Raw genomic sequence first — 24,378 nt, 5'->3', positions numbered from 1 at the left:
TCTTCAGGCCCCTGTTGCGAATCGGCACGTCCCGATTCGGTACACCCGTTCAATAGCCTGAAACGGTTTCGTTTTCACCAATTGCGGAAACGGCGGCGTTGGGGGCTGCTACATCCACGGTCCGGGTGGCGGTGGCAACGGGCACGGGATCGCGATCCCAGTCCCATACCTTGCCGCGTACACGCTTGTAGTTTTCGGCCGGATCGTAGAGCAGGCCTTCGCCGATGAAGCCGAGATCGCGGGCCTCGGCCCGCCCCATCGCGGCAAGCAGGCTGAAACCGGCGACATAGGCGTTGCGCCGCGCGGTCACCAGCTGGACGCGCGCACTGAGCAGTTCCTGTTCGGCGTTGAGAACATCGAGGATCTGGCGGCTGCCGATCGAATTCTCGGCCCGCACCCCTTCGAGGCTCAGTTCGGCGGCTTCGACAGCCACCTGGCTGCTTTCGATGACCGCGAGCGATGCGCGCCAGCTCGACCAAGCCGCGCGAACCTGTGCGATGACATCGCGTTCGGTGGCGATGACCTGTTCGAGCGCCGCCGTCTCGCGGGCCTGCGCCTGCCGCTGGCGCGCGGCGGGAAGCCCGCCCTGGAAGATCGGGATGCTGACCTGTACGCCGGCCCGCGCGGTGGTTTCTTCCTGCGCGATGCCGCCTCGCCCGCCGGCGAGCGTATTGAAGTAATCGGTGTAGGTCGCCCCGGCAAACAGCGACACATTGGGCAGACGTCCCGCGCCCGCGACTTCCGAATCGAAACCGGCAGCCTTGGCGCGCTCCTTGTCTGCGATCAGGTCGGGATTGTGCGCCAGCGCGATGTCGACCGCACTTTCGACGTCTTCAGGAAGGTTGGGCAACGGCGGCGGCGGCGCCAGGTCGGTCGGCGCATCGCCCACCAGCCTGATGTAGGCCTCGCGGGCATTGATCAGATTGGCCTGTGCATTGCGCAGATCGCCCCGAGCCAGCGCCAGCCGCGACTGCGACTGGGCCACGTCGGTCCGGGTCAGATCGCCGATTTCGAACCGGTCGCTGGTCGCCTGGACATTGACCGACAGGACATCGACCTGGTTGGCCGAGAGGCTGACGAGCGCCTCGGCGCGCAGCACGTCCATATAGGCGGCAACCACTTGGCTGAAGATCGCGCTTTCGATGGCGCGCAAGTCGGCCTGTCCGGCGGTGACCCGCTCCTTGGCCGCCTTCACCGAATTCCTGATCGCGCCACCGGCATAGACCGGGACCGTAAGCGTCGGTCCGACCTGGAAGGTCCGGTCGGGTGCGGTGAAGCTGTTGGGCGACTTCTTGATGAACTCGACATAGCTTGCCGTAGCTTCGATGCTGGGAATGCCCTGCGCTTCGTTGATCGGGACGTTTTCGTCAACGGCGCGCTGGCTGGCCCGGGCCGAAAGCAGCGTCGGGTTGTTCACATAGGCCTGTGTCAGCGCTTCCTGAAGCGTATCGGCCTGAGCCGGTACCGCCCACGCGAGGACAGCCGTGCCCGACGCCAAGACCAGAGATCGTGCAAACCCGGTGCGATGCATTCAGAAACTCCAGCTTTGCGGCCGGTCGAATGCACCGAGCCGCGGGATTCCCATTTCGGCGAGCGGAAGCAGTGCCAGCGCCTTGCCCGACTTGCGCCCTGTCGCCAGACGGGTGACGTCGCGATCGACCATGCCGGTGACGATCCGTCCGCCTTCGGCAACCAGCTTCGCGAGCGCGGGCGGCACATGCTCGATCGCCCCGTCGACCAGGACGAGGGTGTAATCGCCGCGCTTGCTGCCGTTGGCGGCCTTGTCGGGGGCGATGGTGTCGAGCTTTCCGACCAGCGGTTCGACCAGCGCCGGCAGATAGCCGCTGCCTGCATCGACCACGAGCGTGCGGTCCTCGACGGTCGGACGCGCCTCGGCGAGCATGGCCCCATGGAACACCGGAGCAGGCAGGAAGCCGCCGTCCTCGAGCCGGATCGCTCGGTCCATATAGGCGGTCGCCCTCGCGCTTTCGGGCACGAAGTCTTCGCGCGCGACGGCGCTCATGCGCTCGAGTACGAAGGCATCGTTGACGCCGCTGGTGCGCAGCTGGCTGTCGATCATCGCCTTGCGGGCGGCAGCGAAATCGGGGCGGGTGGTTGTCAGGGTCATGGTCGTTCCGCGAGCTGTATTACATCAATAACACGCTTATGCAAGCTCCGGTTGCCTTAGGCGCAAGGCCCGTTGCGGCCAAGCGCTTTGACCGATGCCGCCAAACGCGCCTATCGGGGAGCGCAAATCTGCAACATGGGAATTTGCGGCGATGAGCGACATGACCGTCATCAGCGAAGACGACCTGATCGAGAGCGTGGCCGATGCGCTCCAGTATATCTCCTACTATCACCCGATGGACTACATCCGCGCGCTGGGCGAGGCCTACGAGGCCGAGAAAGGGCCGGCCGCTAAGGACGCGATCGCGCAGATCCTGACCAACAGCCGAATGTGCGCCGAAGGGCATCGTCCGATCTGCCAGGACACGGGGATCGTCAACGTCTTCGTCAAATGGGGCATGAACTGCCGCATCGACAGCGAGCGCTCGCTTCAGGATATCGTCGATGAGGGCGTGCGCCGCGCCTACAACCATCCCGACAACAAGCTGCGCGCCTCGATTCTCGCCGATCCGGCCTTCACCCGGCGCAATACGCGCGACAACACGCCCTGCGTACTTTCGGTGGAGATGGTGCCGGGCAACCAGGTGAGTGTCGACGTCGCGGCCAAGGGCGGCGGCAGCGAGAACAAGTCCAAGTTCAAGATGATGAACCCGAGCGACAACATCATCGACTGGGTGGTCGAGCAGCTGCCCTCGATGGGCGCTGGCTGGTGCCCCCCGGGCATGCTCGGCATCGGCATCGGCGGAACGGCCGAGCATTGCATGAAGCTTGCCAAACTGTCGTTGATGGATCCGATCGACATGGGCCAGTTGAAGAAGCGCGGTGCGCAGAGCGATCTCGAGCAACTGCGCATCGACATATACGATGCGGTCAATGCGCAGGGTATCGGCGCGCAGGGGCTTGGCGGGCTTTCGACCGTACTCGACGTGAAGATCCTCGACGCCCCCTGCCACGCTGCGGGCAAGCCGGTGGCGATGATCCCCAATTGCGCCGCCACGCGCCACGCGCATTTCACGCTCGAGGGATCGGGGCCGGCCTATCTCGAGCCGCCCAAGCTCGACGATTATCCTCAGGTGACGTGGAAGCCCGACGCCGCGGCCAAGCGCGTGAATCTCGACGCACTCACGCCCGAGGAGGTCGCCAGCTGGAGCCATGGCGATCGCCTGCTGCTCTCGGGCAAGATGCTCACCGGTCGCGACGCGGCGCACAAGCGCATTCACGACATGCTCGAAAAAGGCGAAGAACTGCCGGTCGAATTCAAAGGCCGCGCGATCTATTATGTCGGCCCCGTCGATCCGGTGATGGGCGAAGTGGTGGGGCCCGCCGGCCCGACCACCGCCACCCGGATGGACAAGTTCACCGAGATGATGCTCGACCTCGGATTGCTGGCCATGATCGGCAAGGCCGAACGCGGGCACGATGCGGTCGAGGTGATCAGCAAGTTCAAGGTCGCCTATCTCATGGCTACGGGTGGCGCAGCCTATCTTGTCAGCCGCGCGATCAAGGGCGCCAGGGTCCTCGCCTTCGAGGATCTCGGCATGGAAGCGATCTACGAATTCGAAGTGCAGGACATGCCGGTGACGGTGGCGGTCGACGCCGAGGGCAACAATGTTCACACGCTCGCCCCCGCCGAATGGCGCCGCCGCATCGCCGAAGGGGATCTGGAACCCGCCGAATAGCAGGACGCTCGACCAACCGCGTTGCCTGTTCGACCGCCGCTCTGGCATTTGGCGGCGCGAATGGGCACATCGCAGAGCGTGTCGATCGATGAACGCCAGATGAATCCCGAAAGCGAACGCCTCTCCGGCAAGGTCGTGCTGGCCTCGATGGTCGGTGTGTGGCTGTGCTATTTCCTGCTAATCACTCTACGCGGCGTCATCGTCGGACTGGAATTTCAGGACGAGTTGCTGTGGCGACGCGCGCTGGTCTGTACGGTCGGGGTCGCGGTGACGGGGCTGCTGTGGCTGCTGCTGCGTGCGGTCGAGGACCGCGCGCTCGGCATCAAGATCGCCGTGGCCCTGATCGCGGCGATGCCCGGCGCTATCATGATCGCCCAGGTCAATCGCTGGGTCTTCGATTCGATCGAAGCCAAGGTCGAGGAGCAGATGGGCAAGGAACGCGGCATCGCCCTGCGGCGCGACGACGCCGGCAATTTGCTCATCGACCTGCCCCGCAAGCATATGGACGAAGACGTCGAGGAAGCCGAGGAGGCGACCCCGCAGAGCGTGGTCATCGCCCCTGCCCCAACCTCGCTCGACCAGTGGCGGATGACCTTCGACCTGGCAGTCGGGCGCTACTTCGTCCTGCTGGCCTGGGCAGCCCTGTTCCTCGCGCTGCTCGCCGGGGCTCAGGCCCGCGCGGCCGAACGGCGGGGGGAGCGGTTTCGCAGTGCCGCCAAGGCGGCGGAATTGCGATCGTTGCGCTATCAGGTGAACCCGCACTTCCTGTTCAACACGCTCAACTCGCTCTCGGCGCTGGTCATGACCGGCAAGGCGGAGCGGGCCGAGCAGATGATCCAGACCATCTCGCGCTTCTACCGTCACAGCCTGGCCGACGATCCGACCGGCGATGTCAGCCTCGAGGACGAGATCGACCGGCAGGAGCACTATCTCGAGATCGAATCGGTGCGCTTTCCGCAGCGCTTGAAGGTCAAGGTCGACCTCCCGTCGGAGCTGGCGGGTTACAAGGTCCCCGGCATGATCCTTCAGCCGCTTGTCGAGAACTCGGTAAAATACGGGGTGTCGGCTTCGAGCAAGCCGGTAACGATCACGATTGCCGCACGCGAGGAATACGGCCGCCTGGTGCTGACTGTCAGCGACGACGGGCCGGGGGTGGCGCAGACCGCGTCGGGTACGCATGGATTGGGCATCGGGCTTGCCAATGTGCGCGACCGGCTCGTGGCGCGTTTCGGCAATGCCGCAACGATCGTTTCCGGTCCCTCGCTGACCGGCTATGAAACCGAACTCAGGATACCGATGGTGAAGCATGGCTGAGGAAAGCGGCGAAAAACTGAAAACCCTGATCGTCGATGACGAGCCCCTCGCGGTCGAGCGGATGCAGGTGATCTGCTCGAAGATCGCGGAATTGCAGGTCGTCGGCACCGCCAGCGATGGCGCCCAGGCGCTCAGGCTGGTCGACGCACTGCAGCCCGACCTCATGCTGCTCGACATGACCATGCCCGAAGTCGATGGCATAGCGGTCGCCAAATCCTTGTCGAAGAAGTCCCCGCGCCCGGCCGTGGTCTTCGTGACCGCGCACGACAATTACGCGGTCGAGGCCTTCGATCTCGACGCGGTCGATTACGTGCTCAAGCCGGTCAAGGCCGAGCGGCTCGAGCGGGCGGTGGCTCGCGCGCTCGCTCGGCGGGGCGATGGCGAAAGATCGGACAGCGCCTGGCTCGAGGAATTGTGGATTCCGCATCGCTCCGAACTCATCCGGATCGCCACTTCGGAAGTGGGCCGCATAGATGCCGAACGCGACTATGTCCGGCTGTATGTGGGAGAGGGCGAGGCGGCCCGGACCTACCTGTTGCTGCAGACCATCGCGGGGCTCGAGAAGCGTCTCGATCCCGACAAGTTCATCCGCATCCATCGCTCGACGATCCTGCGCAAGGATCGCATCACCGGGCTGCGCCACGATGGTCTCGGGGTCTGGTCGGTCGAGCTGGAGGATGACGAAACGTTGCGCATAGGGCGCACCTATCTGCCCAAGGTCAAGGCGATGGCAGGGCGTTGATTCGCCCTGTTGGCCGCGTGCCCGAATAAAAAGGACCCCGGCCGGGGGACTGCATCCGGCCGGGGTCCACAGGTGGGCGGACTGGGGGTATCAGCCGCCCATGGCCTCGTCGTTGACGCGGGCGGCCATTTCGGTGCCGGCGCTCGCCTTGGCCCTTTCGAAACAGGCGCGGGTCGCCATGTCGAAACGCAGGTTGCGGGTGCCGCCACGCTGGTGGCCGCAGACTTCGCGGGCGGCCTTGTCGATGCGGTGCGAGAGCGCATCCTGGCCCGCCACGCTGCCGAGATCGAGATCGTCGTAGGTCACCAGGACCGACTTTGCCTGAACGGCCGGAGCCGACAGGGCGAGGCCTGCGGCGGCGAGAATTGCGAGGGTTGTCTTCATGGGTAATCCTCCGGGTCTGCGGCGGGCCCGATCGAGTGAGGGGGAGAGGCCCGCCGCACGAACTGTATTGCATGGCTACAACTGTAATCTCACGCGATGTTCGACCGACGACCACTGGATTTGACCGGTTGCGCATAGCTGCCGACCAACCGCGATTCGCAATCGGCGGACGACGGGCGTAAGACGTTGATCGATGCCGATCGTCGTCCTTTTCCTGCTCGGAACGGTGAATTTCGCGATTCACAAGGCGGTGCTCGAATCGGGACATCCGCTTCTCGGATCGCTTCCCGCAGCACTGCGGGCGCGGGGCGGCCGACTTTCGCTGCTGTTCGAGTTCGTGGTTTTACTCGCCAGCATGCTGCTGACGGCAAATGGCTGGACGTCCGCTGCCTGGGCCTATGGTTTCTACAGCATCCTCAATGCGATAACCGGCTGGTTACTGCTGACCGAACGGTTTTGACCGAGCGGGAACCGCACCCGCGGCTCGGCGCTTCATCTGCATGGGAACAGCGAAAGCATGGCTCGTGGTCAATGCGCGCAGCGGCAGCAACAGCGCTGCTGCGCGCGATGCGCTCGAGCGTTCGCTGGCCGCGCATGGGCTGACTCCAGAGAGGACCATCGAATTTCCCGACGAAGATCTGCCGACGGCCGCCAGCTTGCGCGAAGCCGGGGTGGCGCGGCTGATCGTCTTTACCGGCGACGGCAGTCTCAATGCCGCAATCAAGGCGGTGGCCGGCTGGGATGGCGAACTGCTGGTCCTCCCGGGTGGGACGATGAACCTCCTCAGCGCGCGACTGCATGGCGCGGAGACGGGTTACGAGGAGATCCTCGACTGCATTCATCGCGGCGCCTACCGCCCTGTCCGACCGGTCATGGCGTGCTGCGACGCGGGATGTGCGCATGCGGGCTTGCTGGTCGGACCCGGAACGGCCTGGGCCGAAGTGCGCGAGGCGATGCGCGATTTCGACATTCCGGGGCTGGCGCGCGGTACTGGCGAGGCCTTGGCAGAAATGACCGGGGGTGCGCGCGTGCGCATGGTCGATCCCCTAATCGGGCATGAAGACGGCTATCCCCTGCTCGAACTCACTCCCAGCCATCGCGGTCTGCAGGTCGAGGGTTATCGACCCGAGGGGCCCGGCGATTTCCTGCAACAGGGCTGGGCCATGCTGCGCCGCAGGTTTCGCGAAGGCCCGCACGAGCGCCTCGGCCTCTACGACAGACTGGTGATCGAAAATTGCGCCGGCGAGCCCCTAGAATTGCTGCTCGATGGCGAACCTGCCCGCCTGGGCAGCAAGGCCGAATTCTCGGTGGAGGAGTGCCCCGTCGATCTGCTAGCGACCGCGCATGGTTTCTGACTTTCGCCGGATATTTCACCTCTCCGACATTCATTTCGGGCTCGAAAACAATCGCGCGCTCGACTGGGTCAAGCGTGAGATCGCCGAAAAGCGGCCCGATGCGGTGGCGATCACGGGCGATCTGACCATGCGTGCACGGCATCGCGAGTTCGCGGCCGCAACGCAGTGGATCAACACGCTCGAGGCCCCGGTCACGGTAGAGGTGGGCAATCACGACATGCCTTATTTCAATCCCATCGAGCGGTTCTTCGCGCCTTACCGCCGCTTTCGCGGCATGCAGGAAAAGGTGGAAAGGGAGCTCGACCTCGGCTGCCTGGCGGTCGTCCCGCTCAAGACCGCCGTGCGGATGCAGCCGCGGCTGAACTGGTCGAAAGGATGGGTCAGCAGCGCGGCGCTCGAGCGCTGCCTGGCGGCGCTCGATGCCCTGCCCCGCGGAACACGGGCGCTCGTCGCCGTCCATCACCCGCTGCGCGAAGTCGGCACGCAGGGAACGGCGTTGACCAAGCATGGCGGCAAGGCGCTGCGCGAACTGGCCCGGCGCAATGTCGCTGCGGTCCTCTCGGGCCACGTCCACGATGCCTTCGATATCATGGAAGAGACGAGCGAAGGCCCGGTGCGGATGATCGGCGCAGGCACGCTGTCGCAGCGGACGCGCTCGACCCCGCCGAGCTTCAACGAAATCGAATGGGATGGCGAAAATCTGAAAGTTTGCGTTCGCAACCTGCAGGCGGTCGAAACGCCCGACATGCAGATCGACGACGTTCCCGAAAACGCGTTGCCGCCGCGCAGGCCCGGCGAACCCGTGGCACCGGTCCATCAGATTCCGCGCGTCGATCCGCCGGTGCATTAACCGCGTAGGGCAACCGCATCCGCTAAGACGGATCGATACCGATTGCGAAATCGACCTTGCCTATCCTTTCCCCGACAGTGGTGGGGAAAAGGGGCATCGTGGTGGAATTCTTCAAGGCGGCGCCGCTGGGCGCAATCCTCACCTTCGTGGTGGCACTGCTAATCGGCACGCAGGGATCGAAAGGCGGCTGGCTCGCAATCTATCGCGCCGAGATCTACCAATACGACATCTGGTGGTCGTGGCCGTTGTTCTTTGCCGCTACCGCGCTCGCCTGGGGCATCATGATGCTCCAGCGCTGAGCGGGGCCTAGCCCGAACGAAAGGGGCGGCTCCTTGCGGAACCGCCCCACTCGGTGATCCGTAAGATCGGGTAAGCCTTAGCGCTTCGAGAACTGGAAGCTGCGGCGGGCCTTGGCGCGGCCGTACTTCTTGCGCTCGACCACGCGGCTGTCGCGGGTGAGGAAGCCGGCGGCCTTGACCGTGCTGCGCAGCGCCGGTTCGTACTTGGCGAGAGCCTGCGAAATGCCGTGCTTGACCGCACCGGCCTGGCCCGAAAGGCCGCCGCCGCGGACAGTGGCGACGACGTCGTACTGGCCCTGGCGATCGGTGATCGTGAAGGGCTGGTCGATGATCAGGCGCAGCGTGGGACGGGCGAAATAGACTTCCTGGTCCTTGCCGTTGACGATGACCTTGCCGCTGCCCGGCTTGAGCCAGACGCGCGCGGTGGCATCCTTGCGGCGACCGGTGGCATAGGCGCGGCCCTGGGCGTCGAGCTCCTGCTCGCGCAGCGGAACGTCCGCGGTCGCAGCGATGTCTGCCGAATCGCCCTGAGGCGCGTCACCGGCGATGTCCTTCAGATCGGCGAGATCCGAGACGGTTTCGTTCTTGGTTTCGTCGGCCATTATGCGACAACCTTGTTCTTGCGGTTCATCGAGGCAACGTCGAGCTTCTCGGGCTTCTGGCCGTCATAGGGGTGCTCGGTGCCGGCGAATACGTGGAGCGCGCGCATCTGCGCACGGCCAAGCGGGCCGCGCGGAATCATGCGCTCGACAGCCTTCTCGAGGACGCGCTCGGGAAACTTGCCTTCCAGCACCTTGGCCGGAGTGGTTTCCTTAATGCCGCCCGGGTGGCCGGTGTGTTTGTAGTACACCTTGTCGTTCAGCTTCTTGCCGGTGAACTTCACCTTGTCGGCGTTGATGACGACGACATGGTCGCCGCAATCGACATGCGGGGTGTAGCTCGGCTTGTGCTTGCCGCGCAGGTGGTTGGCGATGATAGCGGCGAGACGACCGACGACGAGACCTTCGGCGTCGATGATGTGCCACTTCTTTTCGACCTCGGCCGGCTTGATCGACCGGGTGGCCTTCGTAAGAGCCTTCATGGCTGGTTTCCGTTCCTAGTGTTCGTGCCGTGCCTGTTGGGGACAGCGGCGCCAATCGGCGAATCCCGTGTTGCGGGACCCGCGAAGCGCGCGGCAAATGGCGCCGGATCGCCTGTCAGTCAAGTATTTCCGCGCCTTTCCCGTGGGGTAAAATAAAACCCCAAGAGCTTTATGCAAGCCGTAGACGCCAGGTTTCGCGCGAATTGCGGGTATCGTCGCCTATCCGGGTGACGATCCGCCGATCGAAGCTTTCGAGTAGGCCCCCTGCCCCTGCGCGCGCGGCGATCTTGACCGAAACCTCACCCATCGTCCCGCCGGGGAGTGCCAGCTCGCGGCGCTCGCTTGCCTCGCCGACGAGGGGGAAGAAGAGATCGGGCGGGATCGCACTGATGATCCTGCCCGAGGCTTCCGCGAGCCTGCCCAGATATTCGCGGGCCTCGCGCATTTCGGTATTCGGTGTACCCAGGCGTTCGAGGACGGCAAAGGCGGCCTGCACCGCGGCGCCCGCCCCGGCGCCGCGGGCGACGCTCCGATCGTCGATGATCCGTCCATTCACGTCAAGCCTCGCCGGAAACGGACCGGCCTCGATACGGTCGCGCTCGATCGCCGCAATCGGTTCGAGCACGGCGGGCGCATCGACAGTGCACAAGACTTGGGAACCCTCGACCAGTGTTCCACGCTCGGATTGTTCGAAACGGGCGCGCCATTCCCTGACCACCAAGAGCGAGTCGCCGTGCGCCAGACCGCGCTCGAGCTCGCGCCGCAAGACGAACGAGCGCTGCGGCACGACGATCGAGGCGCTGACGGCCCTTGCCCTTGCGGCCAGCGCCAGACCCGAACCCGCAGCAAGCGTTGCGCCAATCGAGCGCAGGATCATGCGGCGATCCACTGCGATCACATCCCCCTCCCCTGATTGGCGACGCCTCAGAGCGCGCCGAGCCAAGCCTGCGTCGCCGCCCCCGCCGCGTCGCAATGCCAGCCCATTATTGCTGGCGCCTCATAGGGGTGCAAGTCCTCGAGCCGGGCAATCGCCCGTTCGAGCAGATCGCCCGAGGTCTTCATCAGGCAGGGCACCTCATCCGCCTGATCGGTCGTGCCGCTCCAGCAGAAAACCGAGCGGATCGGGTTGCCGATATTGATGCAGCCGATCAGGCGCTCGCCGATCAGTATGCGACCGGTCGCCTCGGCGCAGCCGGCGTCCGGGAAGGGGCAATAGATCAGCGCGGTCATCGCCGGCCGAGCACGTGCGCGCCCCAGGCGAAACTCGCCACGAGCAGCGCGCCGACGATTTGATGGGCCACCGCGACCCACAGCGCGACACCGGTCAGGACGGTGGCGATGCCGAGCAGGATCTGCGTCCCGAATGCCGAATGGATGGCCACCGAAGCGCGGCGTTCGAGCGGTCTGACACGGCGCGCCATCACCACCAGCCCCGCGACTGCGACCCACGCCCACCAGCGATGGAGGAAATGGATCAGGTAGGGATCGTGGGTGGCGGCCCAGACAAGGCCCCGCGCCCCGTCGTATTCGGGTACGAACCGGCCCTGCATAAGCGGCCAGCTGTCGGAGGCGAGCCCGGCGTCGAGACCGGCCACCCAGGCGCCAAGCAGCAGCTGGACGAACAGGATCGCGCCTACCCAGCTGGCGGTCCGCGTCCAGCGTGCGGGCGCGGCACCGCGGCTTGCCAGCTGTCGGAGGTCGAGCGCGGTCCACACCAGCCCGCCGAGCGTCACCAGCGCGGTCAGCAGGTGGATCGACAGCCAGAAATGGCTCACGTCGGTCATCGTCGCCGAAAGGCCGCTGCGGACCATGAACCAGCCGAACACGCCCTGCAGGCCGCCCAGCGCGAGCAGGGCGAGGAGGCGTCCCTTGTAGCCCGCGGGGATCGCTCCCCGGATCCAGAACCAGGCAAGCGGCAGCGCGAAGACGAGGCCGATCAGCCGGCCCCACAGCCGGTGGAACCATTCCCAGAAAAAGATGAACTTGAAGGCGGCCAGATCCATGCCCGCCGGCCCCGATACGTTCTTGTATTCGCCGGTCGCCTTGTAGAGCTCGAACTCGGCCTGCCAGGCGCTTTCGGATAGGGGCGGTATCGCGCCGGTGATCGGGCTCCAGTGGGTGATCGACAATCCGCTTTCGGTCAGGCGGGTAATGCCGCCCACGGCTACCATGATGATAACCATCGCCGCGGTAACCAGAAGCCAGTTGGCGAGCGCGACGGGGCGGCCCTGTTTGAATGTCTCGGACATGGAACCGTCTCTGGGTGGCGCGCCGTTCGGGCGCAAGTGCAAATCTCGAAAGCGGCGGTCCGGTCGCTGCAACCGCCGAAGCGGGATGTATTTTTCACGCTTCCGCTTGAATCAGGTTACACCATAACATAACTGGCGTGTCATGTTGCAACGCGCCATCTCGCCGATTCGTCGGAGGCTCGACCGCACCGGGATCTTCCTCTCGGGCGCCTGCGCCGTGCATTGCCTGCTTTCGATTGTGCTGGTTTCCGGGCTGGGAATCGGAGGCGAGTTCTTCCTTGCGCCCGACATTCACCGCTTCGGCCTGCTTGTGGCGACGTTGATCGCAGGCGTTGCGATCGGCTGGGGAGCGTTGCGGCACCGCGTCGCGGCTCCCTTCGTCGTGGCGATGACGGGGCTCACCTTCATGGGCGGGGCGCTCGCGGTTCCGCACGGTATCGAGGAGGCCGTGCTGACCATCATCGGGGTCGCCCTGGTGTCGCTCGGCCACATCCTCAATATGCGGCACGCGCATGCCTGTGCTTGCAAGGACGGCCACGCCGATTAAGTGGGCGGGCATGATTGCCCTCACCATCAATGGCGAAACCCGCCGCACCGCTGCCGCCACCATCGCCGATCTCGTGCGCGAGCTCGAGCTCGACCCCGCCAAGGTCGCGGTGGAACACAATGGCGTGATCGCGCCGCGCAGCGCACTCGCCGAGCACCCGATAGCGGATGGCGACACGCTCGAGATCGTCCATTTCGTCGGAGGGGGCCAGGGCGACGACACATGGAGCGTAGCCGGACGGACTTTCACAAGCCGCCTCATCGTCGGCACCGGCAAGTACAAGGATTTCGAACAGAACGCCGCCGCGCTCGAGGCGAGCGGGGCCGAGATCGTCACGGTGGCGGTTCGGCGCGTCAATGTCAGCGATCCCAAGGCGCCGATGCTGACCGACTATATCGATCCCAAGAAGATCACCTACCTGCCGAATACCGCCGGCTGCTTCACCGCCGATGAGGCGATCCGCACCCTGCGGCTGGCGCGCGAAGCGGGCGGCTGGGACCTCGTCAAGCTCGAGGTGCTGGGCGAAGCGCGCACGCTCTATCCCGACATGCGCGAAACGCTGGTTGCGACCGAAACGCTGGCGAAGGAAGGGTTCCTGCCGATGGTCTATTGCGTCGACGATCCCATTGCGGCGAAGCAGCTCGAGGACGCCGGTGCGGTGGCGGTGATGCCGCTGGGGGCACCGATCGGTTCGGGCCTCGGAATCCAGAACCGCGTGACGATCCGGCTGATCAAGGAAGGCGCGAGCGTGCCGGTGCTGGTCGATGCAGGGGTCGGCACAGCATCGGACGCGGCGGTGGCCATGGAGCTGGGCTGCGACGGCGTCTTGATGAATACCGCCATCGCCGAAGCCAAGGACCCGATCCGCATGGCGCGCGCGATGAAGCTGGCGGTCGAAGCGGGGCGCGACGCTTATCTCGCAGGGCGCATGGCGACGCGCAAATATGCCGATCCTTCGAGTCCGCTGGCGGGCCTGATCTAGCCGCGGACCGCCCCGCGTGCGGTGAGGGCTTCATCCCGGCGGCCGATGGCCGTTCTCCTGGGTGAGGCCGATAGGCCCGAAGACCGGCACGACGGTGGCGAGTTTCGACGCAGCTCACCACTTGTTAACCATATTCGGCGACACTCGGCCTCGTAGCAGGAGAGTGCCGCCATGGCCGTTACGCATACCGCATCGCTGACCATCGCCGAAATGCGCGAATTTGCCGGATTCACCGCCGCCGAGCAGCGCTACATCCGCCGCAGTCTCGACATCGGGCTCAGCCGCTGCGACGCCTTCCGGGTCTGGGGACGCAATGCGGGCGAGAATGCCGCGATCCGCAGCCAGTATGTCGCCTACCAGGAATTGAAGGCGCTGCGTAACTCGATCCCCGAACAATCGGGCTTCGACAGCATCGAGGGCTTTGTGGGCAAACTCACCCGCGTCGCGGCCTTCGACCTCGCGCAGGAACGGATCGACAGCTTCTCCGCCTTTCGCTTCCTCTATGAACGCCTGATTTCGGCCGATGCGCGCCCTTGGCTGCCGAGCGCGTTCTGTGCTGCCGCCGCGCTGCCGCAGATTCGTCCCGAACGCCGCAAGATGCTCCTCCAGTCGCTCAGCGAAGCCGCTGCGACCGCGCCCGGCTGGAGCGATCGCGAACCGAGCTTCTACCCCGAATTTATCGAGGAAGCGGCAGCCTAGCTGCGATAGAGCTTCTCCAGCCGCTCGCCATAGCGTTCCTTGATCTTGTGGCGGCGGATCTTCATCGAGGGGGTCATTTCCTCGTTCTCGATGGTAAAGGGCTCGTCGGCGAAGGCGAATTGGCGGACTTTCTCGACCACCGACAAATCCTTGTTGACCCGGTCGACCGCGGTGCGCACGGCGGCCTTGAATTCGGGTAGCTCCTGAACCTTCTTGCAGTCGAACTTCTTGCCCTGCGCGCGGCACCATTCGAGCGTCCATTCGGCATCGGGCACGATCAGCCCGACGATATAGGGCTTGCGATCGCCCGCGACCATCGCCTGACCGATCTCGGGCTGGAGCGTCAGCATGCCCTCGACTTTCTGCGGGGCAATATTGTCGCCCTTGTCGTTGACGATCATGTCCTTCTTGCGATCGGTGATGACGATCCGCCGCCGGTCGTCGACATGGCCGATATCGCCCGTGTGGAGCCAGCCGTCCTTGATCGTGCGTTCGGTCTCGCTATCGTTCTGCCAATAGCCCCGCATAACGAGTTCGCCTTGGACCAGGATCTCCCCGTCCTCGGCGATGCGGATATCGACGCCACGCATCGCCGGGCCCACCGAATGCATGGCAATGCCCGCCGACGGGCGATTGCAACTGATCACCGGCCCCGCTTCGGTCTGGCCATAGCCTTGCAGCATGGTGAGGCCCATCGACTCGAAGAAGATTCCGACATCGGGGTTGAGCGGAGCACCGCCCGAAACCATCGCCTTGATGCGTCCCCCGAAGCGTTGGCGGATCTTGGGCTTGAGCAGGCGTCCGACCAGCGCATCCCTCAACGCGTCGCCGAACTTCGGTTTGCCCGCGGCGCGCCGCTCGCCGACCTCGAGCGCCGTGTTCATCAGCTTTTCGGCCAACCCGCCCTGTTTCTGGACCTGCTTCATGATCCGCGTGCGCAGCACTTCGAACAGGCGCGGCACCACGACCATGATCGTCGGGCGGGTTTCCTCGATGTTGCTGGCGAGCTTCTCGAGACCTTCGGCGTAAAAGATCTGCGCACCCACGCTGATCGGCAGGAACTGGCCGCCAGTGTGTTCATAGGCATGGCTCAGCGGCAGGAACGACAGGAACCGCTCGTCGTCGGCAATGCCGAAATCCTCGATCAGGATCTCCGCCGCGCCGGCCACGTTGCACAGGATCGCGCCATGATGCTGCATCACGCCGCGCGGCGCGCCCCCGGTCCCGCTGGTGTAGATGATGCAGGCGGTGGTTTCGCGTCCAATAGCGGCGATCCGCCGTTCGACCGCCTGCCGCGCCGTCGCGGGATCGCCGGACAGCATCTTGTCCCAGGTGTGGAAGGTAAAGCTGCCCGACTGCTGGCGATGAAGATCCTCGATACCGATGACATGGTCGGCAATGCCCGAAGCCTGGAGGGCGCCATGCAGTGGGCGCAACAGTTTCTCGGTCGAAACGATGACCGCCTTGGCTCCCGAATTGTCGAGGATGTGGACATGGTCGCGTTCGGTGTTGGTGATGTAGGCGGGCACGGTGATGCAGCCCGCCGCCATGATCGCGAGATCGGAGATGCACCACTCTGGCCGGTTCTCGGAAACGAGGCAGACGCGGTCGCCGTCCCTCAGGCCCAGGGCGCGCAAGTTCTCCGCAAGGAGGCACACCTGCTCGGCGGCCTCGCTCCAGCTGATGGTCTGCCAGCTTCCCGCGATCTTGGCGCCGAGGAACGGCCTGTCACCCTTCTCGGCAGCACGCTTCAGGAAGAGTTCGACGAGATTGTTGGCGGAATCGATATCCGACAGCACGGCTTGGCTCCTCAGCAGTTATGTTCTTGTGCGACCATTCGGTAGCGCGGGCTTAGGCCGCTCGCTGCGCCTCGGCAAGCCGAAGGCTGGCCCGATCAGGGCGTTTCGATCTTGCCGTCGAGCCGGGGATCGCGCGCGCTTTCCCAGCCGAGCGGGCCGCGCAGCACGGCACCGGCCTTCACCGGGGCCTCGCGCACGAAAACCTCGCCATGGCCGAGCGCGCGAAAGGCCGACGCCTGTTCTTCCAGCCATGTGCCCTCTTCGACCATCACCCTGTCGTCGAAGGCCATGATGAAGGGCAGGCCGAGAATCTCGCGCGCCGACAGGCCGAAATCGATCGCACCGATGATGCTGCGTGCGGTCTGGACCGGGATCGTGCTTCCGCCCGCCGCGCCGACCGCCAGAAAAGGCTTGCCTTCAGGGTCCCAGATCACCGTGGGCGACATCGAACTGCGCGGGCGTTTTCCGCCCTCCACGCGATTGGCCACAAGCCTGCCATCGATCACCGGCGAGCGGCTGAAATCGGTTAGTTCGTTGTTGAGGAAGAAGCCGCCGACCATCAGGCCCGAGCCGAAGGGGCCCTCCACCGTCGAGGTATAGCTGACCATGGTGCGATTCGCATCGACCACTGCGAAATGCGTCGTACCATGCTCGATCGGTTCGTCGCCATCGGCGAGCGCTTGCGGCGCGCCCCGAGGCGTGCCTGGGACCGCCTGCGACAAGGTGGAGTCTGCCGAGATGAGCGCGCTGCGCTGGGCCAGATAGTCCGGCTCGACGAGCCCGGCGACGGGCACGGAGACGTAATCGCTGTCGGCGAGGTAGAGTTCGCGATCGGCATAGGCGAGCCGCTGCGATTCGACGAACAGGTGCCAGGTTACGGGATTTTGCAGGCCGAGCGCGGCGAGATCGAAACGTTCGAGCTGACCCAGAATCTGGAGCACCGCGACCCCACCCGAGGTCGGCGGCCCCATGGTGCAGATGCGATAGGCGCGGTAGCTGCCGCAAACTCCGTCGCGCGCCTTGGCTTCGTACGAGGTGATATCCGCATAGGTCATCGCCCCGTCGCGCGGGGTATCGGCCGCAACCGTCGCGGCGATTTCACGCGCCAGGTCTCCCGAATAGAAGGCCTTGGAGCCTGCCGCGGCAATTTTCTCGAACGTCCGGGCGAGCGGTTCGTTGATGATCCGTGTGCCCACAGGCAGCGGATTGCCCGAAGCATCGAAGAACAGCGCACGCGCCGCGGCCGAATGCGCCGAGCGGTCCTTGGCCATGGCGAGCATGCCGTTGAGCCGCGGGTTCATCTCGAACCCCTCGCGTGCCAGCCGGATCGCCGGGTCGAATAGCGTGGCCCAGGCGAGCTTGCCGTGCTCCTGGTGGGCCTTGGCGGCGAGCGCGATATTGCCGGGCACGCCGACCGAAAGGCCGCTGCGCACCGAATCGATAAAGGGCGGAAGCTTGCCGTCGGGGCCGAGAAACCATTCGGGCGTCGCCCCGGAAGGCGCAGTCTCGCGCCCATCGAAAGTCTCGATGCCGCCTGCGGCAGTGCCACGCACCATGAAGCCGCCGCCGCCGATGCCCGAGCTCTGCGGCTCGACGACGGTCAGGGCCAGCATCACCGCGATCGCGGCGTCGGTGGCGCTGCCACCCTTCGCCAGCATCTCCTCGCCCGCGGCCTGCGCGCGCGGGTCGGCGGCTGAGACGGTCCCTGAAAAAGCGGTTTCGGTGTGGGCTGGCGTCGAGGCGACCGGGGGCGTGGCGGCGCATCCGCACAGCGTCAGCGCCAGAAGCGTGGAGGAGACGAGAGGTCTGATCATGCGCGCGAAGCTATTCGCTTCCGACCGCTTCGGCAATCGAAGCGAAGCCGTCGCGATGCATCAGTTGTTCGAGCCCGCGCACAATGCGGTGCGGCAGGCCAGGGCCTTCATAGACCATGGCACTGTAGAGCTGAACCAGGCTGGCACCCGCGCGGATCCGGGACCACGCGTCCTCTGCCGTAGCGATCCCGCCCACTCCGACCAGCGGAATGGTGCCACCGGTGGCCTTGCGGAAGTCCCTCAATCGTTGCTGCGCCAGATCGCGCAGTGGCGCCCCCGACAGTCCGCCTGCCTCGGTGGCATGGCGCGAGCGCAGGGCAGGGCGCGATATCGTCGTGTTCGAAACGATCAGCGCGCCGAGCCGCCGCTCGATGGCGATGCGCGCGATCGCGTCGATATCCGCCGGCTGGAGGTCGGGCGCGACCTTGAGGAATACGGGCGGACCGCCTGCTCCGCGCGCTGCGATCACCGCATCGAGCAGCGCGGTGAGCGCGCTCTCGTCCTGCAGCGCGCGCAGACCCGGCGTGTTGGGGCTGGAGATATTGACCGCGAGATAGGAGGCAAGCGGTGCCATGATCCGGGTCATCGCGACATAGTCCGCGATGCGGTCCTCGCTGTCCTTGTTGGCACCGATATTGATCCCGACGATGCCGGGGCGCCCGGCGCGGCGCGCGAGCCGGGTTCGTGCAACCTCCGCCCCGCGATTGTTGAAGCCCATGCGATTGATTACGCCGCGGTCCTCGACGAGGCGGAACAGGCGCGGCTTCGGATTGCCTGCCTGCGGGCGCGGGGTGATCGACCCGACCTCGGCAAACCCGAAGCCCAGGCCGAGCAACTGGTCGGGCACCTCGCCGTCCTTGTCGAAGCCGGCAGCCATGCCGAGCGGGGTGGGAAACTCCAGCCCGGCCACCGTGGTTGCCAGCGCCCCTGCCGATGGCGGGCCGCAGCGCGGCGAAAGGGCCAGCGCGCGGACGGACAGGCGGTGGGCGCGTTCGGGATCGAGCGCGAACAGGGCAGGGCGGGCGAGGTCGAACAGCATGCCGCGCGCAATGCCGTCTGGCGGACCGGCTGTCGAGCCGTTTCCCCGTCTCCGAACGGTCGTGGATTAGGCAGGGAAATCAAGAAAAACCTTCAGTCCGCCGCCTTGTCGCTTGCATACAATCAATCATCCCGGACTCGGTTTAACACAATAGCGCGACCCGAAGGGCTCGGTGCAGTTCTGCAGCGAGTTCTCGACTTCAACGGGGGCGACTTCATAGGTCGCCCCCTTTTTTTGGCCGGTGTTCGGCGCGTGGTCGGATTTGTCGACAAGGTGATTGCGGCATTCGCCTGTTTGGCGTATTTATACAATTCTTTGGGCAGATAAGAAACGGAACAGGGGTTTGTCGGGTCGAACAGGTGACGCTGCGTCACATTCATTCGAATTTGTAGCGGCGCCGAACGATCTGGCGCCGTATCTCAACTCGCTCTATGTCTGGCGCAGTCCTTCCGACCAGCTGGACGACGTGCTGCCTGCCTATTCAGGCCAGATGGTGATGTTCGCCCAGGGGGTCGGGCGGATGCAGTTCGACCAGGGTACGGTAGCCGAAACCAGCGACGCCTTCTTTCTCGCACCACTGTGCCAGGCGCGCAATTTCAGCGTCAGCGGCCCGGCCGTCCTGTTTGGCGTTTCGCTCAACTTTCGCGGCTGGGCGGCGCTTTCGGGCCTGTCGGTCCACGATTACCACGACTGCTTCCTCGAACCGGAGATGGTGCTCGGGGATACGCTCGCCGGGCGATTCCGCGAGCTGGCGGTGCGCTGCCGCGAGAGCGAGCTCGGCGATGACGCGTTGCTCGAGGCGATGAGCGACATCGTCCGCAATGGCATATCGCAGCTGCCCGAACAGCATCTCACCGTGATCGACCGGACGCTCGAATGGCTTTCGAGTTCGTTCAAGCCCGATCTCGAAAGCCTGTACGAAAGATTGCCCTATTCGAAGCGTCAGGCGCAGCGGTTGGTGGCGCAGTTCTTCGGCCAGTCGCCGGTGCGCCTGGTGCGGCGGTATCGCGCCGTCCGTGCGGCTACCTTGCTGTCGATGCCGCAACTGCCCGAGGAAATCGAAGCCGAGATTCGCGAAGCGTTCTACGACCAGGCGCATCTGATCAAGGAAATCCGCTTCTTTACCGGGCGCACGCCCAAGCGGCTTCAGCCGGGCGGCGAATCGAGCATCAACGACATGCTCGGGCCCGACGGCTACGGCTCGGTCGACCTCTTCGGCTCGGGCGAAGCCGAGCAGCTCGGTCGCGGGCTGCTCGACGAAGTCTGACTGCTAACGACTCGCAACAAGCCGATTCCCGTTGAAATGGCGGTTTCGCGCGCCTAGCTGGCCAATCGGAACAAATTGGTCCGATTAAGCTTTGTGTCGCTGGAATGAGACTGTCCAACCTTGCCGATTATGCCGTGGTCGCGATGTGCGCCGCCGCACGCCATTGCGGCGGCGGGCGGACCAGCGCTGCGGAACTGGCGGCGGAAACCGGCCTCCCCGTCCCGACCGTGCAGAAGCTGGTCAGCAAGCTTTCGTCCGCCGGCCTGCTGCGCTCGACGCGCGGGGCGGGGGGCGGGCTGCAACTGGCGCGGCCTGCGGCGGCGATCACCCTCGCCGACATCGTCGAGGCGGTCGAAGGACCGATCGCGCTGACCGCCTGTATCGAGGGGGCGGATTGTACGGTCGGGCACGATTGCTCGGTCAGGCCGCACTGGCCGCTCGTCAATGAAGCGTTGCGCGGCGCGCTGGCGGCGATCCCGCTGACCCAGCTCGCCCCGTCAAGAGAGATTGCATGAATCAAGAGATCGACATCCAGGACCGCGAAGCGAAGGAGGCCGCTGCCAGGGCGGCCGAATACGAACACGGCTGGTCGGCCGAGATCGAGACCGAGTTCGCCGAGAAGGGGCTGACCGAAGACACCGTCCGGTTCATTTCCGCCAAGAAGGGCGAGCCCGAATGGATGCTCGACTGGCGCCTCAAGGCCTTCCGCCTGTGGCAGGAGATGGAAGAGCCCGACTGGGCCAAGCTCGGCTATCCGGCGATCAATTACCAGGATGCCTATTATTACGCCGCGCCCAAGAAGAAGGAAAAGCTTGCCTCGCTCGACGAGCTCGATCCCGAGATCAAGGCGGTCTACGACAAGCTCGGCATTCCCGTGGCGGAGCAGGAAGTGCTCGCCGGGGTCGAGGGCGCGCGCAAGGTTGCGGTCGATGCGGTGTTCGATTCGGTCAGCGTCGCCACCACCTTCCGCGAAGAGCTCAAGAAGGCGGGGGTCATCTTCCTCTCGATCAGCGAGGCGATCAAGGAGTATCCGGAACTCGTAAAAAAGTGGCTCGGCAAGGTCGTGCCGCAGCACGACAACTTCTTCGCCACGCTGAACAGCGCGGTCTTTTCCGACGGCACCTTCGTCTATCTGCCCGAAGGCGTGCGCTGCCCGATGGAGCTCTCCACCTATTTCCGCATCAACGCCGAGAATACAGGCCAGTTCGAACGCACGCTGATCGTCGCCGAAAAGGGCAGTTACGTCAGCTATCTCGAAGGCTGCACAGCGCCGATGCGCGACGAGAACCAGCTCCACGCCGCGGTGGTCGAACTGGTCGCGCTCGAAGATGCCGAGATCAAATATTCGACCGTGCAGAACTGGTATCCCGGCAATGCCGAGGGCAAGGGCGGCATCTACAATTTCGTCACCAAGCGTGGGTTGTGCCAGGGCGCGCGGAGCAAGATCAGCTGGACGCAGGTCGAAACCGGCAGCGCAGTGACGTGGAAATATCCCAGCTGCGTGCTCAACGGCGAAGACAGCGTGGGCGAGTTCTACTCGGTCGCGGTGACCAACAACTACCAGCAGGCCGATACCGGCACCAAGATGATCCACAATGGCAGGGGCAGCCGTTCGACGATCATCTCCAAGGGCATTTCGGCGGGCAAGTCCAACAACACCTATCGCGGGCTGGTGCGCGTGGCGGCCAATGCCGACGGCGTTCGCAACCGTACCGAATGCGATTCGCTGCTGATCGGCGACCAATGCGGCGCGCACACCGTGCCCTATATCGAGGTGAAGAATCCGAGCGCGCAGATCGAGCACGAGGCGACCACCAGCAAGATTAGCGACGACCAGCTCTTCTACGCCATGCAGCGCGGGCTGGATGATGAGGAAGCGATGGCGCTGATCGTCAACGGCTTCGCCAAGGATGTGCTGAAAGAGCTGCCGATGGAATTCGCGGTCGAAGCGCAGAAGCTGCTGGCGATCTCGCTCGAAGGGAGTGTGGGATGACCGACCGCAAAACCCTCCAGCTCCGCGATCCTGGCGAAGCCGCCGACGAAACCCCCGCGCTCAAGAAGAAGGGCCGCGGGTGGGAGATCTCGGAGAAGCGGCTCGACAAGATCCACGAGCGCGCGCGCTATCTGCGGCGGCATGCGAGCCCGGCGCACAAGGCGCTCGCTGCGCGCTTCGCCAAGGAAGATTTCGGCAAATACAAGTTCACCCGCCACACCGTGGTCGGCTCGGCCATCCTCGATTTCGTTTCGCACCCGCTCGGCCTCGCGATCGCAATCGACGAGGAGGGGCAGAACGACACCCTCGCCAAGCGCCGCGACAAGAGCCTTTCGAGCGTCGGCATCGAGGTCTTCCGCATCCCCGCCGCGACAATCCTCGAGGATGTCGAGGCCGCGATGCAGCCGATCTTCGCCGCGATGAACGCGCGCTACCGCGACAAGCAGACCGCGCGCCGCGCGCACCAGTCGAAATACGGCTCGACGCCGAGGCGGGGACGCCCGGCAGGCGGGCCGCGAGATCGCCGATGATGATCGCCAACCCCTTTCCCGTCATCCCGGACGTGATCCGGGATGCAGCTCCTCTTTCTGCCGCTGCGCCCAAGGCAGCACCGGCCCCGGATCAGGTCCGGGGCGACGATAATCTGGAAATCGCCTGATGCTCAAAATCGACAATCTCCACGCCGAAATCGACGGCAAGACAATCCTCAACGGCCTCTCGCTGACCGTGCCCGCGGGCGAGGTCCATGCAATCATGGGCCCCAATGGCGCGGGCAAGTCGACGCTCGCCTATGTGCTGGGCGGTCGGCCTGGCTACGAGGTCACCGCCGGTTCCGTAGAGTTCAACGGGCAGGACCTGCTCGACCTCGAACCGCACGAACGCGCGGCGGCGGGCCTGTTCCTCGGCTTCCAGTACCCGGTCGAAATCCCCGGCGTCTCGAACTTGCAGTTCCTCCGCGAGGCGCTCAATTCGCAGCGCAAGGCACGCGGCGAAGAATCGCTCACCGGCGGCGAGTTCCTCAAGCTCGCGAAGGAAAAGGCCGGCCTGCTCAAGCTCGACCCCGAAATGCTCAAGCGCCACGTCAATGTCGGCTTCTCGGGCGGCGAGAAGAAGCGCGCCGAGATGGTCCAGATGGGCATTCTCGATCCCGCCTTCGCCGTGCTCGACGAGACCGACAGTGGCCTCGACATCGATGCGCTGCGCGTGGTGGGCGAAGGCATCAATGCGATCATGCGCGATCCGGCCAAGGGCGTGCTGCTGATCACCCACTACCAGCGCCTGCTCGAAGTCGTGAAGCCGGACAAGGTCTCGATCCTGTCGAAGGGCCGCATCGTGAAGACCGGTGGACCGGAGCTGGCAGTCGAACTCGAAAACGAAGGCTATGATGCGGTGATGGCGGATGCCTGAAGCAGCCGAACTTCCCACGCGGCGCGAGGAGGCCTGGCGCTATTCTGCGGTCGACCGGCTGCAGGGTGAGAACCTCGATGCCTGGCGCACGATCGATATCGCGGCGGGCGAAACCTTCCGCGAGACGCTTGCGATCGCCGATGGCGAGGCTACGCGACCGACCGAACTGCACCGCTGGCGCGTTTCCGTGGGCGAAGGCGCAACCTGCGAGATTTTCGCGGTGCTGTCCTCCGCCGAATACGCCCGGCTCGAAATCGAAGTGACGCTGGGCAGGGGCGCCCATTTCGAATTTGGCGGAATCACCGTTGGCGGACGCGAAACAGTCCGCGAATTCGTCACCCGCACGGTGCACGCCGAGCCCGAGGCGACTAGCAACCAGACCGTCCGTAGCGTCCACTGGGGCCACGGCACGGGTAACTTCCTCGGCAATATCGACGTCTTGCGCCACGCGCAGAAGACCGACGCCGCGCAGGACTTCAAGGGGCTGTTGCTCGAGAAGGGTGCGAGCGTGAATGCCGTTCCGCAGCTCGAAATCTTCGCCGACGACGTGAAATGCGCGCATGGCGCCAGCGTCGGCCAATTGGACGAGGCAGCGCGTTTCTACATGGCCGCGCGCGGGCTTTCGCCCGATCTCGCGCGCTGCCTGCTGGTGCAGGCCTTCCTCGGCGATGCGCTGGTCTCGCTCGACGATGACGATACGCGCGAGGCGCTGATGAGGCACGCGCTCGACAAGGTGGACAAGGCGCTGTGA

28 protein-coding genes are annotated in these 24,378 nt (G+C 65.0%); 17 read left to right on the top strand and 11 right to left on the bottom strand.

Going from position 1 to position 24,378, the window contains the following annotated elements:
• Positions 1-49 precede the first annotated feature (49 nt).
• Together ACEQZ0_RS08250 and ACEQZ0_RS08245 are read right to left on the bottom strand one after the other, a co-directional pair.
• Positions 50-1,531, bottom strand: coding sequence for a TolC family outer membrane protein (locus ACEQZ0_RS08250; protein ID WP_370190246.1), 1,482 nt, complete (start codon positions 1,529-1,531; stop codon positions 50-52).
• Positions 1,532-2,128: a protein-L-isoaspartate O-methyltransferase gene (locus ACEQZ0_RS08245; RefSeq protein WP_370190244.1), complete on the bottom strand. Its 597-nt coding sequence runs from the start codon at positions 2,126-2,128 to the stop codon at positions 1,532-1,534. It lies immediately after the preceding gene.
• Positions 2,129-2,288: 160 nt separating this feature from the next.
• Between ACEQZ0_RS08245 and ACEQZ0_RS08240 the strand changes: the two genes are divergently transcribed.
• Genes ACEQZ0_RS08240 through ACEQZ0_RS08230 form a run of 3 tightly spaced genes read left to right on the top strand, consistent with a single transcriptional unit; the run spans position 2,289 to position 5,862 of the window.
• Entirely contained in the window at positions 2,289-3,806 is a 1,518-nt protein-coding gene (locus ACEQZ0_RS08240; protein WP_370190885.1) for a fumarate hydratase, read from the top strand.
• 60 nt (positions 3,807-3,866) lie between these two features.
• Positions 3,867-5,120: a sensor histidine kinase gene (locus ACEQZ0_RS08235; protein WP_370190242.1), complete on the top strand. Its 1,254-nt coding sequence runs from the start codon at positions 3,867-3,869 to the stop codon at positions 5,118-5,120.
• Positions 5,113-5,862 carry a LytR/AlgR family response regulator transcription factor gene (locus ACEQZ0_RS08230; protein ID WP_370190240.1) on the top strand — a complete coding sequence of 250 codons (750 nt, stop codon included), beginning with the start codon at positions 5,113-5,115 and terminating at the stop codon, positions 5,860-5,862. Before ACEQZ0_RS08235 ends, ACEQZ0_RS08230 begins: the two co-directional genes overlap by 8 nt.
• Before the next feature lie 90 nt (positions 5,863-5,952).
• Here the strand turns inward: ACEQZ0_RS08230 and ACEQZ0_RS08225 are convergent, their stop codons facing one another.
• Entirely contained in the window at positions 5,953-6,246 is a 294-nt protein-coding gene (locus tag ACEQZ0_RS08225; protein WP_370190238.1) for a UrcA family protein, read from the bottom strand.
• Positions 6,247-6,439: 193 nt separating this feature from the next.
• On the opposite strand from ACEQZ0_RS08225, the gene ACEQZ0_RS08220 reads away from it, so the two are divergent.
• The 4 genes from ACEQZ0_RS08220 to ACEQZ0_RS08205 all read left to right on the top strand — a co-directional run bounded on the left by ACEQZ0_RS08220 (position 6,440) and on the right by ACEQZ0_RS08205 (position 8,750).
• Positions 6,440-6,706 (top strand): hypothetical protein, encoded by a 267-nt coding sequence (locus ACEQZ0_RS08220; RefSeq protein WP_370190236.1) that lies wholly within the window; start codon positions 6,440-6,442, stop codon positions 6,704-6,706.
• A 40-nt stretch (positions 6,707-6,746) separates the two neighbouring features.
• Entirely contained in the window at positions 6,747-7,601 is an 855-nt protein-coding gene (locus ACEQZ0_RS08215) for a diacylglycerol kinase family protein (RefSeq protein ID WP_370190234.1), read from the top strand.
• On the top strand, positions 7,591-8,451 hold the full coding sequence (locus tag ACEQZ0_RS08210; RefSeq protein WP_370190232.1) for a metallophosphoesterase: 861 nt from the start codon (positions 7,591-7,593) through the stop codon (positions 8,449-8,451). Before ACEQZ0_RS08215 ends, ACEQZ0_RS08210 begins: the two co-directional genes overlap by 11 nt.
• 77 nt (positions 8,452-8,528) lie before the next feature.
• Positions 8,529-8,750 carry a hypothetical protein gene (locus ACEQZ0_RS08205; protein ID WP_370190231.1) on the top strand — a complete coding sequence of 74 codons (222 nt, stop codon included), beginning with the start codon at positions 8,529-8,531 and terminating at the stop codon, positions 8,748-8,750.
• Between the two features lie 77 nt (positions 8,751-8,827).
• Here ACEQZ0_RS08205 and rpsI read toward each other — a convergent pair whose 3' ends face one another.
• From rpsI to ACEQZ0_RS08180, 5 genes are all read right to left on the bottom strand, one after another.
• The gene (rpsI, locus tag ACEQZ0_RS08200) at positions 8,828-9,352 is read right to left on the bottom strand and encodes a 30S ribosomal protein S9 (RefSeq protein WP_370190229.1); all 525 of its coding nucleotides are present in this window, start codon (positions 9,350-9,352) and stop codon (positions 8,828-8,830) included.
• On the bottom strand, positions 9,352-9,831 hold the full coding sequence (gene rplM, locus ACEQZ0_RS08195; RefSeq protein ID WP_370190227.1) for a 50S ribosomal protein L13: 480 nt from the start codon (positions 9,829-9,831) through the stop codon (positions 9,352-9,354). The genes rpsI and rplM overlap by 1 nt, the downstream gene beginning before the upstream one ends.
• Before the next feature lie 169 nt (positions 9,832-10,000).
• Positions 10,001-10,729, bottom strand: a complete 729-nt coding sequence (locus ACEQZ0_RS08190) for a hypothetical protein (protein ID WP_370190225.1) — start codon at positions 10,727-10,729, stop codon at positions 10,001-10,003.
• A 26-nt stretch (positions 10,730-10,755) separates the two neighbouring features.
• Positions 10,756-11,061 carry a divalent-cation tolerance protein CutA gene (gene cutA, locus ACEQZ0_RS08185; RefSeq protein WP_370190223.1) on the bottom strand — a complete coding sequence of 102 codons (306 nt, stop codon included), beginning with the start codon at positions 11,059-11,061 and terminating at the stop codon, positions 10,756-10,758.
• Complete coding sequence (locus ACEQZ0_RS08180) at positions 11,058-12,080, bottom strand: COX15/CtaA family protein (RefSeq protein WP_370190221.1); 1,023 nt, start codon at positions 12,078-12,080, stop codon at positions 11,058-11,060. Before ACEQZ0_RS08180 ends, cutA begins: the two co-directional genes overlap by 4 nt.
• Before the next feature lie 142 nt (positions 12,081-12,222).
• Between ACEQZ0_RS08180 and ACEQZ0_RS08175 the strand changes: the two genes are divergently transcribed.
• The 3 genes from ACEQZ0_RS08175 to ACEQZ0_RS08165 all read left to right on the top strand — a co-directional run bounded on the left by ACEQZ0_RS08175 (position 12,223) and on the right by ACEQZ0_RS08165 (position 14,308).
• Positions 12,223-12,627 (top strand): MerC domain-containing protein, encoded by a 405-nt coding sequence (locus ACEQZ0_RS08175; RefSeq protein WP_370190219.1) that lies wholly within the window; start codon positions 12,223-12,225, stop codon positions 12,625-12,627.
• A gap of 10 nt (positions 12,628-12,637) precedes the next feature.
• Entirely contained in the window at positions 12,638-13,609 is a 972-nt protein-coding gene (gene thiS / locus ACEQZ0_RS08170) for a sulfur carrier protein ThiS (RefSeq protein ID WP_370190217.1), read from the top strand.
• 171 nt (positions 13,610-13,780) lie between these two features.
• Positions 13,781-14,308, top strand: coding sequence for a hypothetical protein (locus ACEQZ0_RS08165; protein ID WP_370190215.1), 528 nt, complete (start codon positions 13,781-13,783; stop codon positions 14,306-14,308).
• Here ACEQZ0_RS08165 and ACEQZ0_RS08160 read toward each other — a convergent pair.
• From ACEQZ0_RS08160 to ACEQZ0_RS08150, 3 genes are all read right to left on the bottom strand, one after another.
• The gene (locus ACEQZ0_RS08160) at positions 14,305-16,107 is read right to left on the bottom strand and encodes a long-chain fatty acid--CoA ligase (protein ID WP_370190213.1); all 1,803 of its coding nucleotides are present in this window, start codon (positions 16,105-16,107) and stop codon (positions 14,305-14,307) included. The genes ACEQZ0_RS08165 and ACEQZ0_RS08160 overlap by 4 nt on opposite strands.
• Positions 16,108-16,202: 95 nt before the next feature.
• Positions 16,203-17,921: a gamma-glutamyltransferase gene (ggt, locus tag ACEQZ0_RS08155; RefSeq protein WP_370190211.1), complete on the bottom strand. Its 1,719-nt coding sequence runs from the start codon at positions 17,919-17,921 to the stop codon at positions 16,203-16,205.
• Positions 17,922-17,931: 10 nt separating this feature from the next.
• Positions 17,932-18,960 (bottom strand): quinone-dependent dihydroorotate dehydrogenase, encoded by a 1,029-nt coding sequence (locus ACEQZ0_RS08150; protein ID WP_370190209.1) that lies wholly within the window; start codon positions 18,958-18,960, stop codon positions 17,932-17,934.
• A 343-nt stretch (positions 18,961-19,303) separates the two neighbouring features.
• Between ACEQZ0_RS08150 and ACEQZ0_RS08145 the strand changes: the two genes are divergently transcribed.
• From ACEQZ0_RS08145 to ACEQZ0_RS08115, 7 genes are all read left to right on the top strand, one after another.
• Positions 19,304-20,227 (top strand): hypothetical protein, encoded by a 924-nt coding sequence (locus ACEQZ0_RS08145; RefSeq protein ID WP_370190207.1) that lies wholly within the window; start codon positions 19,304-19,306, stop codon positions 20,225-20,227.
• 104 nt (positions 20,228-20,331) lie between these two features.
• Positions 20,332-20,742 carry an SUF system Fe-S cluster assembly regulator gene (locus ACEQZ0_RS08140; RefSeq protein ID WP_370190205.1) on the top strand — a complete coding sequence of 137 codons (411 nt, stop codon included), beginning with the start codon at positions 20,332-20,334 and terminating at the stop codon, positions 20,740-20,742.
• Positions 20,739-22,220: a Fe-S cluster assembly protein SufB gene (gene sufB, locus ACEQZ0_RS08135; RefSeq protein ID WP_370190203.1), complete on the top strand. Its 1,482-nt coding sequence runs from the start codon at positions 20,739-20,741 to the stop codon at positions 22,218-22,220. The genes ACEQZ0_RS08140 and sufB overlap by 4 nt, the downstream gene beginning before the upstream one ends.
• Positions 22,217-22,750, top strand: coding sequence for a DUF559 domain-containing protein (locus ACEQZ0_RS08130; protein WP_370190201.1), 534 nt, complete (start codon positions 22,217-22,219; stop codon positions 22,748-22,750). Before sufB ends, ACEQZ0_RS08130 begins: the two co-directional genes overlap by 4 nt.
• Entirely contained in the window at positions 22,747-22,878 is a 132-nt protein-coding gene (locus ACEQZ0_RS08125) for a hypothetical protein (RefSeq protein WP_370190199.1), read from the top strand. Before ACEQZ0_RS08130 ends, ACEQZ0_RS08125 begins: the two co-directional genes overlap by 4 nt.
• Positions 22,878-23,627 (top strand): Fe-S cluster assembly ATPase SufC, encoded by a 750-nt coding sequence (sufC, locus tag ACEQZ0_RS08120; protein ID WP_370190197.1) that lies wholly within the window; start codon positions 22,878-22,880, stop codon positions 23,625-23,627. Before ACEQZ0_RS08125 ends, sufC begins: the two co-directional genes overlap by 1 nt.
• A complete protein-coding gene (locus ACEQZ0_RS08115) occupies positions 23,620-24,378 on the top strand; it encodes a SufD family Fe-S cluster assembly protein (RefSeq protein WP_370190195.1) in 759 nt (252 codons plus the stop codon). Before sufC ends, ACEQZ0_RS08115 begins: the two co-directional genes overlap by 8 nt.

The sequence above is a fragment of the Qipengyuania sp. genome, assembly GCF_964227205.1.
Classification (GTDB): domain Bacteria; phylum Pseudomonadota; class Alphaproteobacteria; order Sphingomonadales; family Sphingomonadaceae; genus Qipengyuania.
The sequence above is the reverse complement of the archived record's forward strand: the minus strand, read 5'-3'. Positions and strand labels throughout refer to the sequence as shown.